Origin of the sequence: Rheinheimera nanhaiensis E407-8 (genome assembly GCF_000296695.1) — a bacterium.
GTDB classification, from domain to species: Bacteria; Pseudomonadota; Gammaproteobacteria; order Enterobacterales; family Alteromonadaceae; genus Alishewanella; species Alishewanella nanhaiensis.
Genome location: NZ_BAFK01000003.1, coordinates 15,112 through 33,540, shown reverse-complemented (window position 1 = coordinate 33,540; position 18,429 = coordinate 15,112). Strand labels below are relative to the sequence as shown.

Sequence of the window (18,429 nt, the reverse complement as noted above, 5' to 3'; positions counted from 1 at the left end):
AAGCGCAAAAACTGCGATAAATTGCCGTTTTTAGCCGCCAAATTGCTGCTGATAGCCAGCCAACAGCCACTGCCAGTGCTCGGGCTGCCAGCCAAAGCCCGGCTGTAAGCCGCGCTCTTTTTGCAGCGATCGCAGCAGGCGCGCCAGATTGTCCTGCTGCCAACTGCCCGCATGGCGCAGCGCACATTTATCAAAATCAATCAGCCAAAATCTGCCTTCGCTATCAAGCAGAATATTGTGACAGTTCAGATCGGAGTGATAGACGCCATACTGATGAAAACGGCCTAGCAGGCGGCCCAGTTGCTGCCACTGTGCTTCGCTAAGGGCTTCAGCGGCGCCCAGCAAAGTGGCCAGGTCGCGGGCACCAGGGATCAGCTCAACCATAATATCGCTTTGATAACACAGGCCGTTTGCGTAGTAATGCGCTGCCAGCGGCCGCGGTACCGGCAGCTGATAGCGTCTTAGCTGGCGCAGTAGGGCAAACTCCTGCATCGCTCTGCTGTACAGTACACTTTGATAACAGAATTTATCTGTGACCAGTTTGCCAATCAGGCCGCCGCGATAATAATGCCGCAGTACAAATTTGTGCTGTAGATGCCGGACAAACCAGGCGGTATTGCGCCCCTGCGACTGGCCAATAATTGCCTGTTGCTGCTGCCAGTGCTGTGGTGCAAAACTTAACTGCGTCCTCGCGGTAAACACCTGGCGCTGATACCAGCTAATGCCCTCAGCATTAGCTGCCACCGCAAAGTCGGCAATGCCCTCGCCCAGATAAGCGGCAATCGCCTGACACATGCGCTTACTGGCACCACTGTGGCGCTGATACAACGCCTGCGCCTTGCTACCCTGCTGCTGAGCCAGCGTAGAGTCCGTTAACAGCTGGGCGGTACTTTGCACCAGCGAGGGCACATCCGCTACCCAGCTTAGTGCCTGTTCAGCGGCCAGCCACTGATAGGCATAGGCAAAATTAAACACATGGCGGCCGCTTTGAATTGGCTTAGCAAAGTACATTGCCTCCAGCGGATTATGGCCACCGCGCTCTATTAAACTGCCGCCGATAAACACCACATCGGCCAGTTGATACCAGGCCAGAAGTTCGCCCATAGTGTCGGCCAGCATCACATCATGTTGCGCAGTAACAGTTCCGCTATCGCTGCGGCGCAGATAACTAAGCCCCGCCTCGCTAATCAGCTGCGCCACAGTGTTAAAGCGCTCCGGGTGACGCGGCACTATAATAAGTAACAACTGAGGAAACTGCGGTTTAAGCTGCTGATAAGCCTGTAATAACAGCTCATCTTCGCCGGCGTGCGTGCTGCCGGCTACCCATACCTGCCGGCCACTAAGCGGTGGCTGAAACTGACTCACCAGCGCAGCGTGCTGCGCTGGCAGCAGCATGTCGTATTTTAAATTACCGCACACCTGAATATCGGCCTTACAGCCTAATGCCTTAAAGCGCCGCGCCGTGGCGTGATCCTGCGCCAGCAGCAGGCTGATATTATCAAGCGCCAGCCGGCTAAAACCGTACCAGCGGCGGTAGCCTTTAGCCGAACGGGCTGATAAACGGGCATTGACCACCACCGTGGGGATCAGCGCCTGGCGGCACTGCTGCAATAAATTCGGCCACAGCTCGGTTTCCAGCAAAATAACCGCCTGCGGCTGTAATTTACTGAGAAAGCGGCGCACTGCGCCAGGTGTATCCAGCGGCAAATAGCAGTGATGCATACTAGCGCCAAAGCTGTTAATGATGCGGCTGGAACCGGTTGGTGTGGTGCAGGTGACCGTTAAGGTCAGCTCTGGGTATTGCTGCTGCAAGGCCTTGATCAGCGGCGTAGCGGCCACCACTTCGCCCACTGACACCGCATGCACCACTATGCCACCCACAGCCTGTTTGGGCACTCGTTGCAATGCCAGCCGCTCACTAAGGCGCTGACGGTAAGCCGGGTCTTTACGTGAGCGCAGCAAGAAATATAACAGCGACACAGGCGTGAGTAGCAGCAACACTGCTGAATACAATAATTTAATCATGGGTGTCTATAACACAACAAAGTACGTCAGCCCCATCACTTAGTAACAGGTAACAGCTCATGCCAGCTATGCTCCGCGTATGGCTTCTTGCTATTCAACACACCACCACTAATGACTTTTAGGTAGCACTGCTGATATGCCGCAGCCATCGTCAGGTTATTAAATCGGGTTTTAGCGTAATGATGACACGCTTCGCGATCATACTTGGTGCCGTCTTGCATAGCTAATGCAAGCTCACTGTAACTTGACGATAGAAAGCCAAGTTCTGGCTGAGTGATGATTTCTGGAATTGCACCATACGGGGTTGCAAAAACAGGAGCCCCCAAATATAAAGATTCAATAACGGCGAGACCAAAAGGCTCGTGCCAACGAACCGGGAACAACAGCCCACTAGAGTTGCGCACCAACTGGTTTTTAAGTTGACCACCGACCATACCGTTAAAACGTAAATGTAGATCAGGATGAAAATAAAAACCTCTACTACTGAGACTAAATCGAGCCCCCCCTAACACATGCAGCTTGACACCAGCTTGTTTAGAAACAGCCACCGCCCCACTCAAGTTTTTTATAGGCCATTTGGCCTTTCCCAGAAAATGGAAATAGTTCTGTGGTTTACCTAAATGAGGTTGCCCATACTCTGACCAGTCTAGACCATTGTATACAAAACATTCAGCGTTGTGATTGGTAGCATGGCGTGCGCTCAAAAACACAGTGTTTTGGCCATAACTACGGGCATATTCTGCGTTACCATGTTCAGTACTAATATAAGGTACGTCTAATTGACTATCAAACGGTTGGTGAAAATGTACTATATCAGGCCAGTCGCCTATTTGCTCACGCATAGACTTTGTCGTATCAAAGCGAGTGGCATTCTTTGGTAAGTCTGGAGCATCTCCCCACAACAAACGTACCTCGTGACCGGCCGCCTCTTGAGCTGTTAATAAGCCCCAAACAATACGCTCAGTCCCACCATAATCTCGGGCTGGCAAAGACAATTTACTTTGCAACACATGCAAAATTCTCATTTTAATCGCCCTTTCTGCAGAGAATCGACGCGCTGTTTACTGGCAAGTTGGTGGTATTCAAACAATTTTGCCTCTTTTAGAAAAGCGTACATTGCTTCAATATGTGCGTGCACAAGCCCCCGCTTACCTGACAGAAACATTCTTTGCAGAACATAGGATTTGACAAAGGTGAGAGGGAAAATAAAACAGAGTTTAATCAGAGATGGTTTTTTACTTTTTTCAAACTTTTCAAGCGCTTTGAGCGAAGAGTACTTGTTCTTTTTTTGCATCAGTAACTCTGTGGTTCCGTAACCAAAATGCGTAACCAGCCCCTGCACTTTGACAGTCGATACCCCTTTTGCCAGCACCAGATTTTCATGAACTTTTCGATCAAGCGGGTACTGCGCCTGACTTCGCCGGAACACGCGCACTATAGAACGTTTGCCTGAATACGGCGACATGGGCTCGCCCCAAAAAACATCCTCAAAGTACAAGCGCATGGCAATGTCTTCGCTCTGTTCGTACACTTTTCGAATATGTGTTATCACCTCAGGTGAGAGTATTTCGTCGCCATCAACATTAATTACCCAATCATACTGGCACAATGACATGGCAAAGTTTTTTTGCTTAGCAAATCCCAGCCAGTCCTGATGAACTACTTTAGCACCTTTTGCCCTGGCTATTTCCTGAGTGCCATCTGTACTGCCCGAATCAACCAGAATAATTTCGGCAAAGTCCTGCAAAGCATCCAAAACATCGGCTATGTGCGCAGCTTCATTACATGTCACCAGAAAGGCACTTATAGGTAATTTTTCTGCAGACTTTGTCATTGCTGTTTTGCCTTATGCTCAGCCTGTAAAGTAACCAGGGCAGCGTATTTATTAAAACCGTATTGCCCCAAAATAATGGCCATCAAAAAGCCTCTCCACCCGTCTAAAAAACCAAGATGCAACAAATATTGCTGCAAGAAGTCGGTAAAAAAACGTAGCACTGCAAACGCCACGCTACTCCTTTTTCCTTTGGCATACTTTTCTTCAGCCAGTAAACAGGCATATTTCAGGTGTTTTTCCTGTGCATGATGATAACTGCGCCAACTATGGTGAATAATTGCAGACTTAAGCGTACGACTTTTCTCATTTGGAATAAGCAGCGTTTCATGCACCTGGCGATTTTTAAAGCTTACACCCGTCTTTAAAAACAATTTACCTTGCGGCGAGGAATAACGGCCATGTTTTAGCAACTTACCAAAAAAGTAGGTATGCCAAGGCATTTTAAATAAGTTTTCCTGCAATTCCGGTTCAGACAAGACAGCGTCAATTTCTGCTTTAAGGGCATCTGTCATGACTTCATCAGCATCGATGTTTAATACCCAATCATGTTCACACCAGGTTAAAGCGCGATTACGTTGGGGACCAAAACCCGGCCAGTCTGTTTGATAAACCTTATCCGCATACCGTTGCGCTATCGCGACCGTATTATCTTTGCTGCCTGAATCCAAGACGATTAACTGATCAACCCAACCAGAGAGCGATTGCAAACAACGCTCTATCCGATCTTCTTCATTACAGGCAATCACAAAACAGGAAATTTTTCTCGTTCTCATGGTTATGTTGTCCAAGTATCACACTACGCTGCTTCATTGACGCCTTAATCGAACAGCGCCAGAACTCCGGCATCAGGTTGTCGCTGAATAAATACCGACAATCGCTCGAACACCTGCTTTGGTGGTAAGCGTGTTTTACTGCCCACTACGCAGAATAACCCCGGATTCTCGGCTGCAAAGCTATCAGCCACCTGCCACTGCTCATAGGGGTGAGAGTCGTGTATCAACATGAGCTGCGGCACTGTACTGGTGCCTGCAATCACATGAAACGGCTCTAACAACTGATGCTTTAGCGCACACAGATAATATAGCGAATATTCGGTCCACTTTAGCTGCAGGTAACGGCCCAGCCACCAGTTGCGTGGGTCTGTAGGGTTGTGTAATGAGCACAACCTGTCAGCCCAAGTTAACTGTCTGTTTTTTTGTGTTAAATCCTGCATCAACTGCTGGCTTATCGCTTTTGCCATTAATGCCGGTGTCACTGTCATACCGACCCCTTTCGGTCCAATATTCGCATTGACGCCTAAAAGTCTGGCTGACGAGCGCCACCATTTCGGATGCTGTGCCCTTGGCTCATACTGCAACAACGCCTTACCGTCGGGTAGTAACAATGATTCTGTTAACGGTTTTAAGCAGACCACATCGGCATCCAGTGTCAGATAGAACTTATTAGACACTTTATTTGCAATCGCTATTTTTACCAATTGTTGCTTGCGCCAGCCGCGCATCTTAGGGTATTTTTTCAGCTCAGGCAGCAACTCGTCTTCAGAAATGACGATTATATTTAACCCTTGCCAACAGGCATATTCATGTTTGACCAATTCCACTTCATACCCGGGCACGACAACAAACAATTCGCTAATCAACCCCGCCGGCAAAAAAGTGCTGAGCGACGTAAAAAGAATGTGTGCCCGCTTTAAGTCGTTGACATCATAACTGCCACTGGCTTTCAGGGGCAAAACGGCGCTAATCGCCATAAAAACTCCTCTATAATCACACCGGCCTTATCCGGGGATAACCTTGTGCCACAATGAAAGGCGGCGTAGCCTACCCTAAGCGCAATCTGGTGTAAAAACTTCTTTTGCAATAGCTAAGATCCGTTAGAATAACCTCACTTAATCAGTGATTCGAGCTTATTATGCCCAATTTAACGCAAAGTTTTCTGGATAGCCTACAACGCCACCGCAATGCTTTTGCTGCAGTAGAAGCCCACCAAGAGCAAGCCATGCAATTATTAGAGGCTGTAAAACAATGCCTTGCACAAGGAGGCAAAGTAGTATGGATGGGTAATGGCGGCAGTGCCGCGGACAGCCAACATCTAGCTGCCGAGTTTATGGTGCGTTACAAAGCAGAACGAGGCCCGCTGGCGTCAATCGCCTTAACTACTGATACCTCGATTCTCACCGCCCACGCTAATGACTACCATTTTGACAGCGTATTTGAACGTCAGGTGCGTGGTCTGGTGCGGCCACAGGATGTAGTGATTGGCCTGACGACCTCTGGCAAAAGCCCGAATATTAACCTGGCGTTACAGGCAGCCAATGAGCTTGGTGCTTACACTGTGGCACTAACCGGCCGTGACGGTGGCCTGGTAAAAGATATTGCCAAACTGCCCATTATCGTCAAGAACGACGAGACCGCCCGTATTCAAGAAGTACATATGTTTATCGGCCACTGGCTGTGTGAAGCCTTGGATGCGGCCATAGTGGGAAATAATTGATGATTGAACTGAGCTTGCTGCAAAAGTTATCTTCAGCCTCTGTACTGGTGGTCGGTGACGTCATGTTGGACCGTTACTACAACGGCGATTCGCAGCGTATCTCCCCAGAAGCACCGGTACCGGTGGTAAAGATTAGTAAAATAGAGGACAAAGCAGGTGGCGCAGCTAACGTAGCACGTAATATTGCCCACTTAGATGGTAAAGTGGCACTATTGGGTATTATTGGCAATGATAGTGCTGGTGTGTCTCTCCGACAGTTGTTAGCCAGTGAGCAAATCCATTCAGAGCTAATCCAGCAACAGCACAAACCGACTATTGCTAAAATGCGGGTGGTATCACGCCAGCAGCAAATTGTCCGATTGGATCAGGAAGACACTTTCAGCAGCGCTGACGCGAAATTACTGGCCGATCGCTTTGCCGCTGTATTCAGCCACTATGATGTAATCGTATTTAGCGATTACAACAAAGGCTCGTTGCAACATATTGCCGGTATGATTGCTTTGGCAAAAGCCGCCGGTAAAACGGTGTTAGTTGATCCCAAACAAGCCGACTTATGTGTTTATTCAGGTGCCGATGTAATTACCCCTAATCTGGCAGAGTTTAAACTTGCCGGCGGCAAAGCAGGCTCGGTTGACGAGATGCTCAACTCCGCACGACAGCTCATGCAGCAAAATAGCCTGGCAGCCATTCTTTTAACGCGCAGCGAACAGGGCATGAGTTTAATCAGCGCCACTGAACATCATCATTTTCCAGCGCAGGTACTGGAAGTGAGTGATGTAACTGGCGCTGGTGATACCGTTATCGCCACTTTAGCTGTCATGCTCGGCGCCGGCATGTCGCTGCAAGACGCGACTCAGTTGGCTAATTTGGCTGCGGGTATAGTGGTAGGTAAAGTGGGTGCAGCCACGGTATCACCAGAAGAGCTGGCCGCGAAACTTAACAAAGATTTGTTTCGTCAGGGCGACTTCTACCAAACGCCGTTTGACAAAGTACTGCAGCACATTCAATTTGCCCGCCAAAACGGTGAGCGTATTGTATTTACCAATGGCTGCTTTGATATCTTACACGCTGGCCATGTGCGTTACCTGGCCCAAGCTAAGGCACTCGGCGACCGTTTAGTCGTTGGACTTAATTCAGACGCTTCAGTACGTCGGTTAAAAGGCGAGCAACGCCCTATTAATAGCTTGGAAGATCGCGCAACCGTGTTGGCAAGTTTAGCCAGCGTTGATTGGGTAGTGCCTTTTGGTGATGACACTGCAGAACACGATACGCCGTTAAAACTCATCAGCACCATTTTGCCGGATGTATTGGTTAAAGGCGGCGATTACAGTATAGACACCATAGTAGGAGCAGATGTTGTGCTCGCCAATGGTGGCGAAGTGCGAGTATTAACCTTTGTCGATGGCCGCTCTACCAGCAAAGTAATAAGTAAAATTCAGGATTTGCAGGGAAAGCAATAAGTGGCTAAGCAAAACCCGGCACAACTTAACTCAATTTGTATTTTGCGCCTGTCAGCAATTGGCGATGTATGTAATGCCGTCTCTGTAGTACAGGGCATTCAGCGGCAATACCCCGCGGCAAAAATTACCTGGGTCATAGGTAAAGTAGAGGCAGCGCTACTGGCCGGGCTGCCCGGAGTGCGCTTTGTTGTGTTTGATAAAAAGCAGGGCAAGGCAGCATACCGTCAGCTAAGACAGGCACTTAAACACGATTATTTCGATGTATTACTGCATATGCAGGTGGCGTTTCGCGCCAACCTGGCATCGTTGTGTATTAACGCCGCTAGAAAAATTGGTTTCGATTGGCATACCGCCAAAGAGCTACATGCGCTTTTTATGCGCGACCGCATTAAACCCGCACCGCGTAGCCACGTGCTGGATGGTTTTCGCCAGTTTGCCAAAGCTATTGGTGTAACAGTAGAAGCCCTAGGGCAAACGCCGTCCTGGCAGCTACCTATTGCAGAGGCTGACGCTCGATGGGCCCAAGAACAGCTGGCGGCAACCGGCAGGCACAGGATATTCATCATTAGCCCGGCAGCTTCAAAAGCCGAACGTAACTGGCTGCCAGAACGCTATGCCGCCGTTGCCGATTATGCCGCAGAGCAAGGGTTTGCAGTAGTGTTATGCGGCGGCCCGACTGAATTGGAGCGCAATTTAAGCCAGGCAATACTGGCACAGGCAAAACACCCCATAACGGATCTGACAGGCAAAACCAGCTTGAAACAGTTGCTGGCATTGCTAAAACACGCCAGCCTGATATTGGCTCCGGATACCGGCCCGGCTCATATGGCTGTAGCGGTTGGTACACCGGTTATTGGTTTATATGGTCACAGTAACCCCGATCGCACAGGTCCCTACCTGTTCCGCCAATACGTAGTTGAGGTATATCACCAGTCGTTACAGCAGCACTACGGTAAAACGGCAAATCAATTAAAATGGGGCAAACGAGTGAAAGGCAACGATATTATGCAAAAAATTGCGGTAGAGACCGTCACCGCCATGTTCGATAAAGTCGTAGCAGAGCAGCAATTATGACGACCGCTTTTGCGAAAAAACGTAAAGCCGCCTTTTTAGACCGTGATGGTGTAATCAATGTCGACCATGGTTATGTCAGCTCAGCAGAGCAGTTTGAATTTATCGATGGCGTGTTCGACGCCTGTCGCCACCTGCAGCAGCAAGGTTATTTACTGATTGTCGTCACTAATCAATCAGGCATTGGTCGCGGCTATTATACCGAACAGCAATTTCATAGCCTGACGCGCTGGATGAACGCGCAGTTTGCCCTGAAAGGTGTCCATATTAATGAGGTGTTTTTTTGCCCGCATCATCCGGTTAATGCTAAACCACCTTATCAAACAGAGTGCAACTGCCGTAAGCCGGCACCGGGCATGTTACTGCAAGCGATAGAAAAGTATCAGATAGATCCGGTTCAGAGCCTGATGCTGGGCGACAAAAAGGCCGATATGCAAGCAGCAAAAGCGGCAGGTATTAGACGCAAAGTGCTAGTGCTCTCAGGGCAGCGCTTAACTGAAGAAGACAAGGCCAGCGCCGATGAAGTCTGGCCTTCTATTAAAACCGCGCTAACTGCCGTGTAATTGCCAGCCAACACTGTAGCTTACAGCGCCGCTAAAATGACTTCCGCTTTGCTGACTTCAAAGGTTTTTGGCGCTTCAACATTTAACAGTGTTACCACACCGTTTTCGACGATCATTGCATAGCGCTGTGAGCGGGTGCCGCCAAAATCGCCGGTTTCCATGGTCAGGCCAATGGCTTTATGGAACGCCGCGCCACCGTCAGCTAAAAACAGGATCTCTTCAGCATTCTGGCTTTTTGCCCAGGCATTCATGACAAAGGCATCGTTTACTGCAGTACACACGATGGCATCGACACCTTTGGCTTTAATTTGATCGGCCAAGGTAATGTAACCAGGCAAATGCGCCGCAGAGCAAGTGGGTGTAAAGGCGCCCGGCACCGCAAACAGCACCACCTTTTTATTGGCAAAAATTTGGCTGGTGGTTGGATTCATTACGCCTTCTTTAGTCAGCTGTGAAAAGCTAACCTCAGGTAGTTTATCGCCAACTTTAATCATTTTATTCTCCCCATGAGTGTGGTTATTTATTAAATATCATTAAATTGCCGCAATCACATAAACGTCAAAGCGGTTGTTTTTCCCCGTAACCGACAAGGTCGGTGCTTGCTGGGCTAAAAAGTCGGCATAGCCCGGCCGTTTGACTACCACCCGTTTTTGCGCCAGTTGCAGCGCCGGCGCCAGTAAGGCATCGGCATCAGTATCACTGCCTACGACGTCATGAAAAGCGCGCATTTCTTTTTTTACCAGCGCAGTTTTATCACGCGGTGGAAACATCGGATCTAAATACACTACATCAACCGGCGCTTGTGCACCAAGTGCATCAGTCGCACTGGCATAACATAGTTGCATACGCTCATTTAGCCAGTTTAGCTCTTTGTGCTGTAAAGCGCGGCGCAGGCCATCATGCAACAGCGCGGCTACCACAGGGTTACGTTCAACCAAGGTTACCTTAGCACCTAAACTGGCTAACACAAACGCATCGCGGCCTAAACCGGCGGTGACATCCAGCACACTGAGGTCGCGCTTTTTATTCAGGCCACAGGCTTTGGCAATGGCTTCGTTTTTACCGCCACCGTGTAAACGGCGGTAACTGGCAGCGCCGCTGGCAAAATCCACCAGAATATCGCCTTGCTTCGGCAAGTCGCTATGGCGCAGCACCAAAGCGTCATCAGCAAAGGTTAAATGCCAGCCACTGGCGCGCTCAGTCAGGGTTAAGCCAAATTGTTGGCACAGCGCTACCACATATGCCTGCGCCGCCCCGTGGTTTACCAGTGAGAACGTCATTAACGCTGCATCCCAACAACATTTTCGCCCACGCTTAGCGCAATAATCTGGCTGATATGCGTCAGGCTGCGGCCCGATTGGTGCTGCCACAGGTTAAACTGCTGCTGAATTTGGCCAAGGCTGCGCTTACTGTTCAGGCCGCCGTCAAACACCTTGGTGGCCCTTAGGTAAGCCTCAACATCGCTGCTTAAAATAAAGGTGTCCTTACCAATCGCGCGCAGCGCATAAGGCCCGGTATTGCCGCCTAAACGGGCGCCATGCTGCTTTAAGTAGGCCCATAAACCAATAATATCGCTGGCGGGCCACTGCGCAATAAAGCGGGCAAAGCTGCCATGTGCACGGGCAATATCGTCAATCATCATGGCATTGTGGCGAATGGTAAATACCTTAGCGGCGTTACGGATAATACGCTCGTCGCGCGCTTTGGCTTCGAGCATCTCATCGCTCATCAGCAGCATTTTTTCAATGTCAAAATCGAAAAACACCTCACAGAAACCCGGCCACTTTTGCCGCACGACACGCCAGACAAAGCCCGATTGAAACACCTTCTTGGTCAGCTCGCCCAGCAGCAGATTATCCGGCAGGCGGGCGATTTGCTCATCGCTAACAGTCGGGGTTAACAGCGCGGCTAAGGCGCGTGCGCCGCCTTTGCGCTCGCAGGCACGTTGGTAAATTCGCTCAAAAGGTTCTGCTGTACTCACTGACACACCCGGAAAAAAGAACAGGGCAACAGTTTACCTGCTGCCCTGTGGTTTAGGCTAGTTAGCCGGCGCTTTATTACTACCCAGCGGCTTATTAATAAACGGCGCTTTCACCGCCCGCCTGCAAGGTACAGACACCGTCTTTTAACACCACCGCTGGCTTGGGCACTACCGCGCAATTTGACATTAGCCCCAGCCGCTCGTTTTCGGCTTTGACGGCAGCATTATATTGGCCAATCAGCGCCATGATCTGCTTTTCGTCTATGTCTTTTACCGACACGGCAATATAGCTGGACGGCCCGCCGCACGGCTTACTGCCAAAGCCCACTACCCGGCACTGGGCTACGTTGTCCGCTTTAGCCTCGCCAATCAGCGCCATAATTTCAGCACGCATCGCATTGATATTGTCTTCACCGGCCATCAGTTGTTTCCTCGCTTTAACTGCCGCCACCGGATCTTTAACCGGATCGATAGGCTCCACCACAGGCTCTGGCGCCACCCGCTGTGTGCCACCTTCAGTATTGGCCTGGCCTTGCTGGCAGGCCGCCAGCAGCAAGCTGGCGGCTAACACTAACGCTGTCTTACCTTGCATAACCCCTCCTGTTATTCAGCATCAGCTTGGCAGAGCACGGCTGAATTGGCAATGAATTGTTAACCAGCAATACCCATGTGCCGCAACAAGGCTTCGTTACTCGGCTCACGGCCACGAAAGGCTTTAAACAGCTCCATTGGCTCGGCGCTGCCGCCGCGCTCTAAAATCCAGCGCAGGAAATCACGGCCGGTGTCGGCGTTAAAAATACCTTCTTCTTCAAAGCGACCAAAGGCATCGGCCGACAATACTTCTGCCCACAGGTAGCTGTAATAACCGGCGGCATAGCCACCGGCAAAAATATGGCTAAAGCCATGCTGAAAACGGTTAAAGCGCGGTGGAATTATCACCGACACTTCAGCGCGCACTTCATCCAGCATTTGCTGCACCCGGCCGCCCAGTAAAGGGTCATATTCGGCGTGCAGACGAAAATCAAACAGCGCAAATTCAAGCTGACGCACTAAGAACATTGCCGACTGGAAGTTTTTCGCCGCCAGCATTTTAGCCAGTAAGTCTTGCGGCAGCGCCTCACCGGTTTCATAGTGGCCGGAAATGATTGCCAGCGCTTCGCTCTGCCAGCACCAGTTTTCTAAAAACTGGCTGGGTAGTTCAACCGCATCCCAGGGCACACCATTTATGCCAGCCACCGCCGCCGCATCTACCTGAGTCAGCATATGGTGAATACCATGGCCAAATTCGTGAAATAAGGTGACCACTTCATCGTGAGTAAACAGCGCAGGCTTACCGCCCACCGGCTTATTAAAGTTACAGGTTAAGTAGGCTACCGGCGTTTGCACGCTACCACCTGGCAAAATACGCCGGCCCTGACAATCATCCATCCAGGCACCGCCACGCTTTTTCGCCCGGGCGTAAAGGTCCAGGTAAAAACTGCCACGCAGGGTGCCGTCAGCGGCAAAAATATCGTAAAACTTCACATCAGCATGCCAGACATCAACACCGTCACGCAGTTTTACTGTTACGCCAAACAGTTTATTCAGCACAGTAAATAAGCCGGCGACTACTTTATGCTCGGGGAAATAGGGCCGCAGCTGTTCGTCTGATATCGAATATTTGGCCTGCTTAAGCTTTTCCGCGTAGTAAGTCACATCCCAGGCGGCGAGCTCGGCGGCGCCATATTCACTGTTAGCAAAGGCCGCAAGCTCGGCTAAATCCTGCTCGGCTTGCGGTTTGGCGCGCCGGGCTAAGTCATGTAAAAAGTCCAGCACCTGCGCGGGGGACTCGGCCATTTTGGTAGCAAGCGACTCTTCAGCGGCGTTGTTAAAATCCAGCAGCTGCGCCAGCTCATGCTTAAGCGCCAGGGTTTCCTCAATAATGGCGCTGTTGTCAAACTGGCCGGCGGTCGGGCCCTGATCAGACGCCCGCGTGCAGTAGGCGCTGTACACTTCTTGCCGTAGTTCGCGCTTATCGGCGTAAGTCATTACAGCGATATAGCTTGGAAACTCCAGTGTAAACACCCAGCCTTCAAGCTCTCGGCTTTTTGCCTCTTCAGCAGCCGCCAGTTTGGCATCCTGCGGCAAGCCGGCTAAATCGGCCTCATCGGTGATGTGTTTAAACCAGGCCTGAGTGGCATCCAGGGTATTGTTGGCAAACTGTGAGCTTAAATCAGACAGCCGGCTTTGAATGTCGCCATAGCGCTGCTTTTTTTCGGCAGATAAGCCAATGCCGGATAACTTAAAATCACGCAGGGCATTTTGCACCACCTTTTGCTGTGCTGCAGTGAGATCTTTATATTCTGCACTTTGCGCCAGCTGCTGGTACTTCTGATACAAGCCTTCATGTTGCCCCAGCCAGGTGCTGTACTCCGACAACAGCGGCAGGCAGCTTTCATAGGCTTCTCGCAGCTCTGGCGTGTTGACTACCGAGTTCATATGCGACACCGGTGACCACAACTTACTTAAGCGTTCGCCGTCCTGCTCCAGCTGTTCAACCAAGCAGTGCCAGCTAACCTCGGGGCTAGCCACTACCCGCTCTACTGCTGCTCTTGCCTGGGCAATCGCCTGCTCTACCGCAGGTTTTACCTGCTGAGGTGTTATTTGCGAGAACGGTGGTAAACCGGTAAAAGATAACAGCACATTTTCTGTAGCAGACATAGCAGACCTTCAAAGGTTAACAACAACATAATACCGGTTAATGTTGGGGCTACGCCGGCGTTTGTCAACCACTGCCGAGCGCTATTGGCAGGCCACTCAGCCTTGGCTATACTGCTGACGACTTGTTAATCAAAGGAATGACTCGAAATGAAAATGTTAGCAAAATACCTGTTTAGCGGTTTACTTGTCGCCAGCCTGCCGCTGTGCGCCAGTGAAGCCGAGATCAATGAGGCCATCAGTGCCGCCAGCAAACATTACAAGGCAGGTGAATTATCGCAAGCTATTGCCCAGCTGGATTATGCCAGCACCCTGATCCGGCAGGAAAAAGGTGAGCAGGTAAAGCAGGCATTCCCGCCAGCACCTGCCGGCTGGCAGGCTGAAGAGGCGCAAAGCGAAGTGGCCGCCTCAGCCATGTTCGGTGGCGGCATTACCGCCAGCCGCAACTACTACAATGATAACCAGAGTATTGAAATGCAGCTGATGATGGACTCGCCGATGCTACAGGCGTTTTCGATGATGCTAAGCAACCCGTCAATGATTGCCATGTCTGGCGGCAAGCTGGTTAAAATTCAGGGCTTACAGGCAGTACAAAAGCTGGAAGGTGATCGCTTAGAGCTGCAGTTTGTTACGCCAGCCGGCGCTATGGTCACGGTATCGGGCGATAACGCCGCGCAAAGCACTATGCTGGCACTGGCCAATGCCATTGATCTGAAAAAGCTATAACGCTGTCAGCCCGGCGCTACAGCGGCTTTTTCTGCCGTACAGCGCGCCGGGCTTGTAAAAGCCGCTATCACCCCTTATAACCAGCTTAAGGCTAATTCTGGCCAAGCAGTTTGGCAGTTGTTGTGGAAGGGGTTTATGTCTCGTCATTTTAATTATCTTGCCATCGGTGCCGGTAGCGGCGGTATTGCCAGTGCTAACCGCGCCGCCCAGCGTGGTGCCAAAGCCGCAGTTATTGAAGCCAAGGCCGTCGGCGGTACCTGTGTCAATGTCGGTTGTGTGCCGAAAAAGGTGATGTGGTACGGCGCCCATATTGCCGAGGCGTTAAAATACAGCCCGGCTTACGGCTTTGATGTCACGCAAAACCAGTTTGATTGGGCCACCCTGGTGAAAAACCGCGAAGCCTATATTGGGCGTATTCACGGTAGTTACCAGCGCGGCTTTGCCGCCAATGGCGTAACCTTAATAGAAGGCTTTGCCCGCTTTGTCGACGCTAATACGGTAGAGGTAAATGGTGAGCGCATCACGGCAGATCATATTACCATCGCCGTTGGCGGCCGGCCGACGCGGCCGGATATTCCCGGCAGTGAATATGGCATCGACTCGGACGGCTTTTTCGCCCTTACCGAACAACCGAAAAAAGCCTTAGTGGTTGGCGCTGGTTATATCGCCGTAGAAATTGCCGGCGTGCTACATGCGCTGGGCACAGATACCCACTTGCTGGTGCGCAAAGATCGGCCACTGCGTAATTTCGACAGTGACATTACCGATATGCTGCTTGAGCGCCTGGCGCAGGATAAACTGCAGCTGCATACCCATACCGAAGTGAGTCGGGTAGAAAAAACCACTGCCGGCTCACTGACCGTTTACTGCAGCAACGGCACGGTATTTAGTAACGTCGACTGCCTGATTTGGGCCATTGGCCGCGAACCGGCAACCGACGCCATTAACCTGGCCGCTGCCGGGGTGCAAACCGATAAGCAAGGCTTTATCCGCACCGATAAGTACCAGAATACCAATGTGAAAGGCATTTATGCTGTGGGTGATATTACCGGCGAGGCCCAGCTGACGCCAGTAGCGATAAAAGCCGGCCGCATGCTGGCTGAACGCTTATTTAACCCGGCACTGCCTGATGCGCATATGGATTACGCGCTTATTCCAACCGTAGTGTTCAGCCACCCGCCCATTGGCACTGTCGGCTTAACCGAGGCCGAGGCTAACGCCCAGTACGGCGAGGGCAATGTCAGAGTATACCGCAGCAACTTTGCGGCTATGTACAACGCCATCACACCGCATCGGGCGCTAAGCTGCTTTAAGCTGGTGTGCGCAGGCGCCAACGAAAAAGTGGTGGGTCTGCACGGCATCGGCGAAGGTATGGACGAAGTACTGCAAGGCTTTGCGGTAGCGATGAAAATGGGTGCCACTAAAGCAGACTTTGACAGCACTGTGGCGCTGCACCCGACCAGCGCCGAAGAATTTGTTACGCTGCGCTAAACGCGTTACTTACTCAGCGACAGCCAATTTAATCCGCAGCAGATAATTGCTGGCAGTAATATACAGCCAGCTGTTGTCGCTACTTAGCGCCACATTGGCTGCCGATACCCCCGTTTGTATCGTACCTAAATGTTCTCCATCGGGCGATAACACCCAAACGCCACCGGGGCCGGTGGCCAGCAAGATGCCGGATGGCAGCACTTTTAAACCATCGGGTAAGCCGTTTTGCTGCTGCGCCTGCGCAGTGGCATCAAAAAACAGCCCGCCCTTACCCAAACTGCCATCAGCCTTTACCGCATAGCGCCACCACTGGGCGGCGTTTTTGTCGGAATTTGCTACATACAGCCATTTTTCGTCCGGCGAAAACGCCAGGCCGTTAGGCCGGGTTAAGTTATCAAGCAGCAAACTGAGTTTGCCTGCGCCATCCAGCCGGTATACACCATTGACGCTAAGCTGCTTTTCGGCCGAGCTGTCGCCACCGGTTAAGCCATAAGGCGGGTCGGTAAAGTAATAGGCTCCGCTGCTATGCTGCACCACATCATTCGGGCTATTGAGCAACTTGCCGTTAAAGGCGGTAACCAGAGTTTGATACTGCGGCGCGCCATTGTCGAAGCCATTAAACAGCGCTAAGCGGCGATCGCCGTGCTGCGCCAGCACTAACTGATTTTTCTGATTAAATATCAGCCCATTAGCGCCCTGCCCGCGGTTATTTTGCGGGTGCAAACCGGTATAGCCAGACGGTTGCAGATAGACGGTTAACCCCTGGGTTTCATTCCAGCGATAGACTTTATTATCTGGTACATCGGAGAACAGAATATCGCCGGTATCCGGCTCAGCGATAGGCCCTTCAGACCAGCTAAAGCCCTCTGCCAGCACTTCCAGCTTAGCATCGCTCGCCACCACCTGCTGCATCGCAGGCTTAACACTGAATACCGGTTGCCCAGGCAGTGTATTGGCTGATAGGGCCAGGCTGGTCAGTAAAATAGGTAGTAACACCATGACACGCATAATAGTTTTCATCACAGGTATTGAATACCTTACAGGCTAGCATGAGTAAGCCCCGGGCGAAATGCGCAATTTTGCCCGGGTGCTATCCGGTAAACTGCCAAGCTGTCCTGATGCCAACAGCACCGAGTGAAACGGGCTTCGCACTGAAGCCCTCTGGTAAACAGCTGAAAGGTTCCGTTATATATCAATCACCATAACGGCGTCGTAAGCATTCAAATCAAGCGTCGCGCTGCTAGTGATTAGCTGTCATTTTGGCTAGAAGGCATGACCAAAACTTGACGCGGAACGAATAACAATTTCGCTTGTTTCCACATCGTCAGGTTGTGAAATTGCGTATAGCACAGCGTTTGCGACCGACGCTACGTTCAATGACATCGTACGAAGCTGGCCAACAAGTTCTGCCGCCGCTTTATCAGTAATGTCATGTCCAAGCTCGGTAGTGGTTACCCCCGGAGACAGCACGGTGACACGAATGCGGTTAGATTCCTGACGTAAGCCTTCACTAATCGCCCATACTGCGTATTTACTGGCACAATACACCCCACAAGAGGGGCCGACGGCATAAGCACCGGTCGATGCAGTATTGATTATCTGCCCACGCCCTTGTTGCTCCATAATGGGTAACACTGCGCCTATGCCGTTCAGTACGCCTTTAATGTTGATGTCAATAATGCGATTCCATTCATCCGTTTTTAGCGCATTCATCGGTGATAAAGGCATGATGCCGGCATTATTGAATAACACGTCAACCTGGCCAAAAGTATCTTGGGCAAAATGTACAAAGGCCTTAACCTGGTCGGCATCGACAACATCTAACTTTTGGTAGGCCGCTTGCCCACCTGCCCGCCTGATATCCTGCACTATGGATTCAAGACGTTCTGTTCTTCGGGCACCCAGCATCACCTTAGCACCATGCTTTGCTAAAAGTCGTGCTGTTGCTTCGCCAATGCCACTGCTAGCTCCTGTGATCAGTACCACTTTGTTTTGCACGTTCTGCATTTTGTTGTCCTCATTTCAGGATTTGTCCAATCGACAATCTGAATATTAAGGATTTAACCATGTACTTTGGATGCAGAGAGC

General features: G+C 50.9%; 18 protein-coding genes. 6 read left to right on the top strand and 12 right to left on the bottom strand.

Annotation, left to right across the window (positions count from 1 at the left end; translation table 11 throughout):
- Positions 1–30: 30 nt before the first annotated feature.
- Genes waaA through RNAN_RS03085 form a run of 5 tightly spaced genes read right to left on the bottom strand, consistent with a single transcriptional unit; the run spans position 31 to position 5,609 of the window.
- On the bottom strand, positions 31–2,025 hold the full coding sequence (gene waaA / locus RNAN_RS03105) for a lipid IV(A) 3-deoxy-D-manno-octulosonic acid transferase (protein WP_008218655.1): 1,995 nt from the start codon (positions 2,023–2,025) through the stop codon (positions 31–33).
- A gap of 35 nt (positions 2,026–2,060) precedes the next feature.
- Positions 2,061–3,050: a glycosyltransferase gene (locus RNAN_RS03100; protein ID WP_008218653.1), complete on the bottom strand. Its 990-nt coding sequence runs from the start codon at positions 3,048–3,050 to the stop codon at positions 2,061–2,063.
- Positions 3,047–3,859, bottom strand: a complete 813-nt coding sequence (locus RNAN_RS03095) for a glycosyltransferase family 2 protein (RefSeq protein ID WP_008218651.1) — start codon at positions 3,857–3,859, stop codon at positions 3,047–3,049. Before RNAN_RS03095 ends, RNAN_RS03100 begins: the two co-directional genes overlap by 4 nt.
- The gene (locus RNAN_RS03090) at positions 3,856–4,632 is read right to left on the bottom strand and encodes a glycosyltransferase family 2 protein (RefSeq protein ID WP_008218649.1); all 777 of its coding nucleotides are present in this window, start codon (positions 4,630–4,632) and stop codon (positions 3,856–3,858) included. Before RNAN_RS03090 ends, RNAN_RS03095 begins: the two co-directional genes overlap by 4 nt.
- A gap of 44 nt (positions 4,633–4,676) precedes the next feature.
- Positions 4,677–5,609 (bottom strand): DUF6492 family protein, encoded by a 933-nt coding sequence (locus tag RNAN_RS03085; protein WP_008218647.1) that lies wholly within the window; start codon positions 5,607–5,609, stop codon positions 4,677–4,679.
- A 161-nt stretch (positions 5,610–5,770) separates the two neighbouring features.
- On the opposite strand from RNAN_RS03085, the gene RNAN_RS03080 reads away from it, so the two are divergent.
- The 4 genes from RNAN_RS03080 to gmhB are packed head-to-tail and all read left to right on the top strand — an operon-like array spanning position 5,771 to position 9,446.
- On the top strand, positions 5,771–6,352 hold the full coding sequence (locus RNAN_RS03080) for a D-sedoheptulose-7-phosphate isomerase (RefSeq protein ID WP_008218643.1): 582 nt from the start codon (positions 5,771–5,773) through the stop codon (positions 6,350–6,352).
- Positions 6,352–7,812, top strand: coding sequence for a bifunctional D-glycero-beta-D-manno-heptose-7-phosphate kinase/D-glycero-beta-D-manno-heptose 1-phosphate adenylyltransferase HldE (gene hldE / locus RNAN_RS03075; RefSeq protein WP_008218641.1), 1,461 nt, complete (start codon positions 6,352–6,354; stop codon positions 7,810–7,812). Before RNAN_RS03080 ends, hldE begins: the two co-directional genes overlap by 1 nt.
- Positions 7,813–8,886: a glycosyltransferase family 9 protein gene (locus RNAN_RS03070; RefSeq protein WP_008218640.1), complete on the top strand. Its 1,074-nt coding sequence runs from the start codon at positions 7,813–7,815 to the stop codon at positions 8,884–8,886.
- On the top strand, positions 8,883–9,446 hold the full coding sequence (gmhB, locus tag RNAN_RS03065; protein ID WP_008218638.1) for a D-glycero-beta-D-manno-heptose 1,7-bisphosphate 7-phosphatase: 564 nt from the start codon (positions 8,883–8,885) through the stop codon (positions 9,444–9,446). Before RNAN_RS03070 ends, gmhB begins: the two co-directional genes overlap by 4 nt.
- Before the next feature lie 20 nt (positions 9,447–9,466).
- On the opposite strand, the gene RNAN_RS03060 is transcribed toward gmhB, so the two are convergent.
- The 5 genes from RNAN_RS03060 to prlC form a co-directional block, all read right to left on the bottom strand.
- Positions 9,467–9,940, bottom strand: coding sequence for a peroxiredoxin (locus RNAN_RS03060; RefSeq protein WP_008218637.1), 474 nt, complete (start codon positions 9,938–9,940; stop codon positions 9,467–9,469).
- A gap of 39 nt (positions 9,941–9,979) precedes the next feature.
- The gene (locus tag RNAN_RS03055) at positions 9,980–10,726 is read right to left on the bottom strand and encodes a class I SAM-dependent methyltransferase (protein ID WP_008218635.1); all 747 of its coding nucleotides are present in this window, start codon (positions 10,724–10,726) and stop codon (positions 9,980–9,982) included.
- Positions 10,726–11,427 carry a DNA-3-methyladenine glycosylase I gene (locus tag RNAN_RS03050; RefSeq protein WP_008218633.1) on the bottom strand — a complete coding sequence of 234 codons (702 nt, stop codon included), beginning with the start codon at positions 11,425–11,427 and terminating at the stop codon, positions 10,726–10,728. The genes RNAN_RS03055 and RNAN_RS03050 overlap by 1 nt, the downstream gene beginning before the upstream one ends.
- A gap of 94 nt (positions 11,428–11,521) precedes the next feature.
- Positions 11,522–12,019: a hypothetical protein gene (locus tag RNAN_RS03045; RefSeq protein WP_008218631.1), complete on the bottom strand. Its 498-nt coding sequence runs from the start codon at positions 12,017–12,019 to the stop codon at positions 11,522–11,524.
- 59 nt (positions 12,020–12,078) lie between these two features.
- Positions 12,079–14,127, bottom strand: coding sequence for an oligopeptidase A (gene prlC, locus RNAN_RS03040; RefSeq protein ID WP_008218629.1), 2,049 nt, complete (start codon positions 14,125–14,127; stop codon positions 12,079–12,081).
- Positions 14,128–14,274: 147 nt separating this feature from the next.
- Here prlC and RNAN_RS03035 point away from each other — a divergent pair, with 147 nt between their 5' ends.
- Together RNAN_RS03035 and gorA are read left to right on the top strand one after the other, a co-directional pair.
- Positions 14,275–14,850, top strand: a complete 576-nt coding sequence (locus RNAN_RS03035; RefSeq protein WP_008218628.1) for a hypothetical protein — start codon at positions 14,275–14,277, stop codon at positions 14,848–14,850.
- A 135-nt stretch (positions 14,851–14,985) separates the two neighbouring features.
- On the top strand, positions 14,986–16,341 hold the full coding sequence (gorA, locus tag RNAN_RS03030) for a glutathione-disulfide reductase (protein ID WP_008218627.1): 1,356 nt from the start codon (positions 14,986–14,988) through the stop codon (positions 16,339–16,341).
- A gap of 9 nt (positions 16,342–16,350) precedes the next feature.
- Here gorA and RNAN_RS03025 read toward each other — a convergent pair whose 3' ends face one another.
- Both RNAN_RS03025 and RNAN_RS03020 read right to left on the bottom strand, forming a co-directional pair.
- Positions 16,351–17,361 carry an SMP-30/gluconolactonase/LRE family protein gene (locus RNAN_RS03025; protein ID WP_237739885.1) on the bottom strand — a complete coding sequence of 337 codons (1,011 nt, stop codon included), beginning with the start codon at positions 17,359–17,361 and terminating at the stop codon, positions 16,351–16,353.
- A 243-nt stretch (positions 17,362–17,604) separates the two neighbouring features.
- Positions 17,605–18,348, bottom strand: coding sequence for an SDR family oxidoreductase (locus RNAN_RS03020; protein ID WP_008218625.1), 744 nt, complete (start codon positions 18,346–18,348; stop codon positions 17,605–17,607).
- Between the last annotated feature and the right edge of the window lie 81 nt (positions 18,349–18,429).

What these genes read in the sequence shown, in the direction of transcription:
- waaA (WP_008218655.1), bottom strand. Translation starts at nt 2,025, where the DNA reads ATGATTAAATTATTGTATTCAGCAGTGTTGCTGCTACTCACGCCTGTG.
- RNAN_RS03100 (WP_008218653.1), bottom strand. Translation starts at nt 3,050, where the DNA reads ATGAGAATTTTGCATGTGTTGCAAAGTAAATTGTCTTTGCCAGCCCGA.
- RNAN_RS03095 (WP_008218651.1), bottom strand. Translation starts at nt 3,859, where the DNA reads ATGACAAAGTCTGCAGAAAAATTACCTATAAGTGCCTTTCTGGTGACA.
- RNAN_RS03090 (WP_008218649.1), bottom strand. Translation starts at nt 4,632, where the DNA reads ATGAGAACGAGAAAAATTTCCTGTTTTGTGATTGCCTGTAATGAAGAA.
- RNAN_RS03085 (WP_008218647.1), bottom strand. Translation starts at nt 5,609, where the DNA reads ATGGCGATTAGCGCCGTTTTGCCCCTGAAAGCCAGTGGCAGTTATGAT.
- RNAN_RS03080 (WP_008218643.1), top strand. Translation starts at nt 5,771, where the DNA reads ATGCCCAATTTAACGCAAAGTTTTCTGGATAGCCTACAACGCCACCGC.
- hldE (WP_008218641.1), top strand. Translation starts at nt 6,352, where the DNA reads ATGATTGAACTGAGCTTGCTGCAAAAGTTATCTTCAGCCTCTGTACTG.
- gmhB (WP_008218638.1), top strand. Translation starts at nt 8,883, where the DNA reads ATGACGACCGCTTTTGCGAAAAAACGTAAAGCCGCCTTTTTAGACCGT.
- RNAN_RS03060 (WP_008218637.1), bottom strand. Translation starts at nt 9,940, where the DNA reads ATGATTAAAGTTGGCGATAAACTACCTGAGGTTAGCTTTTCACAGCTG.
- RNAN_RS03055 (WP_008218635.1), bottom strand. Translation starts at nt 10,726, where the DNA reads ATGACGTTCTCACTGGTAAACCACGGGGCGGCGCAGGCATATGTGGTA.
- RNAN_RS03045 (WP_008218631.1), bottom strand. Translation starts at nt 12,019, where the DNA reads ATGCAAGGTAAGACAGCGTTAGTGTTAGCCGCCAGCTTGCTGCTGGCG.
- prlC (WP_008218629.1), bottom strand. Translation starts at nt 14,127, where the DNA reads ATGTCTGCTACAGAAAATGTGCTGTTATCTTTTACCGGTTTACCACCG.
- RNAN_RS03035 (WP_008218628.1), top strand. Translation starts at nt 14,275, where the DNA reads ATGAAAATGTTAGCAAAATACCTGTTTAGCGGTTTACTTGTCGCCAGC.
- gorA (WP_008218627.1), top strand. Translation starts at nt 14,986, where the DNA reads ATGTCTCGTCATTTTAATTATCTTGCCATCGGTGCCGGTAGCGGCGGT.
- RNAN_RS03025 (WP_237739885.1), bottom strand. Translation starts at nt 17,361, where the DNA reads ATGAAAACTATTATGCGTGTCATGGTGTTACTACCTATTTTACTGACC.
- RNAN_RS03020 (WP_008218625.1), bottom strand. Translation starts at nt 18,348, where the DNA reads ATGCAGAACGTGCAAAACAAAGTGGTACTGATCACAGGAGCTAGCAGT.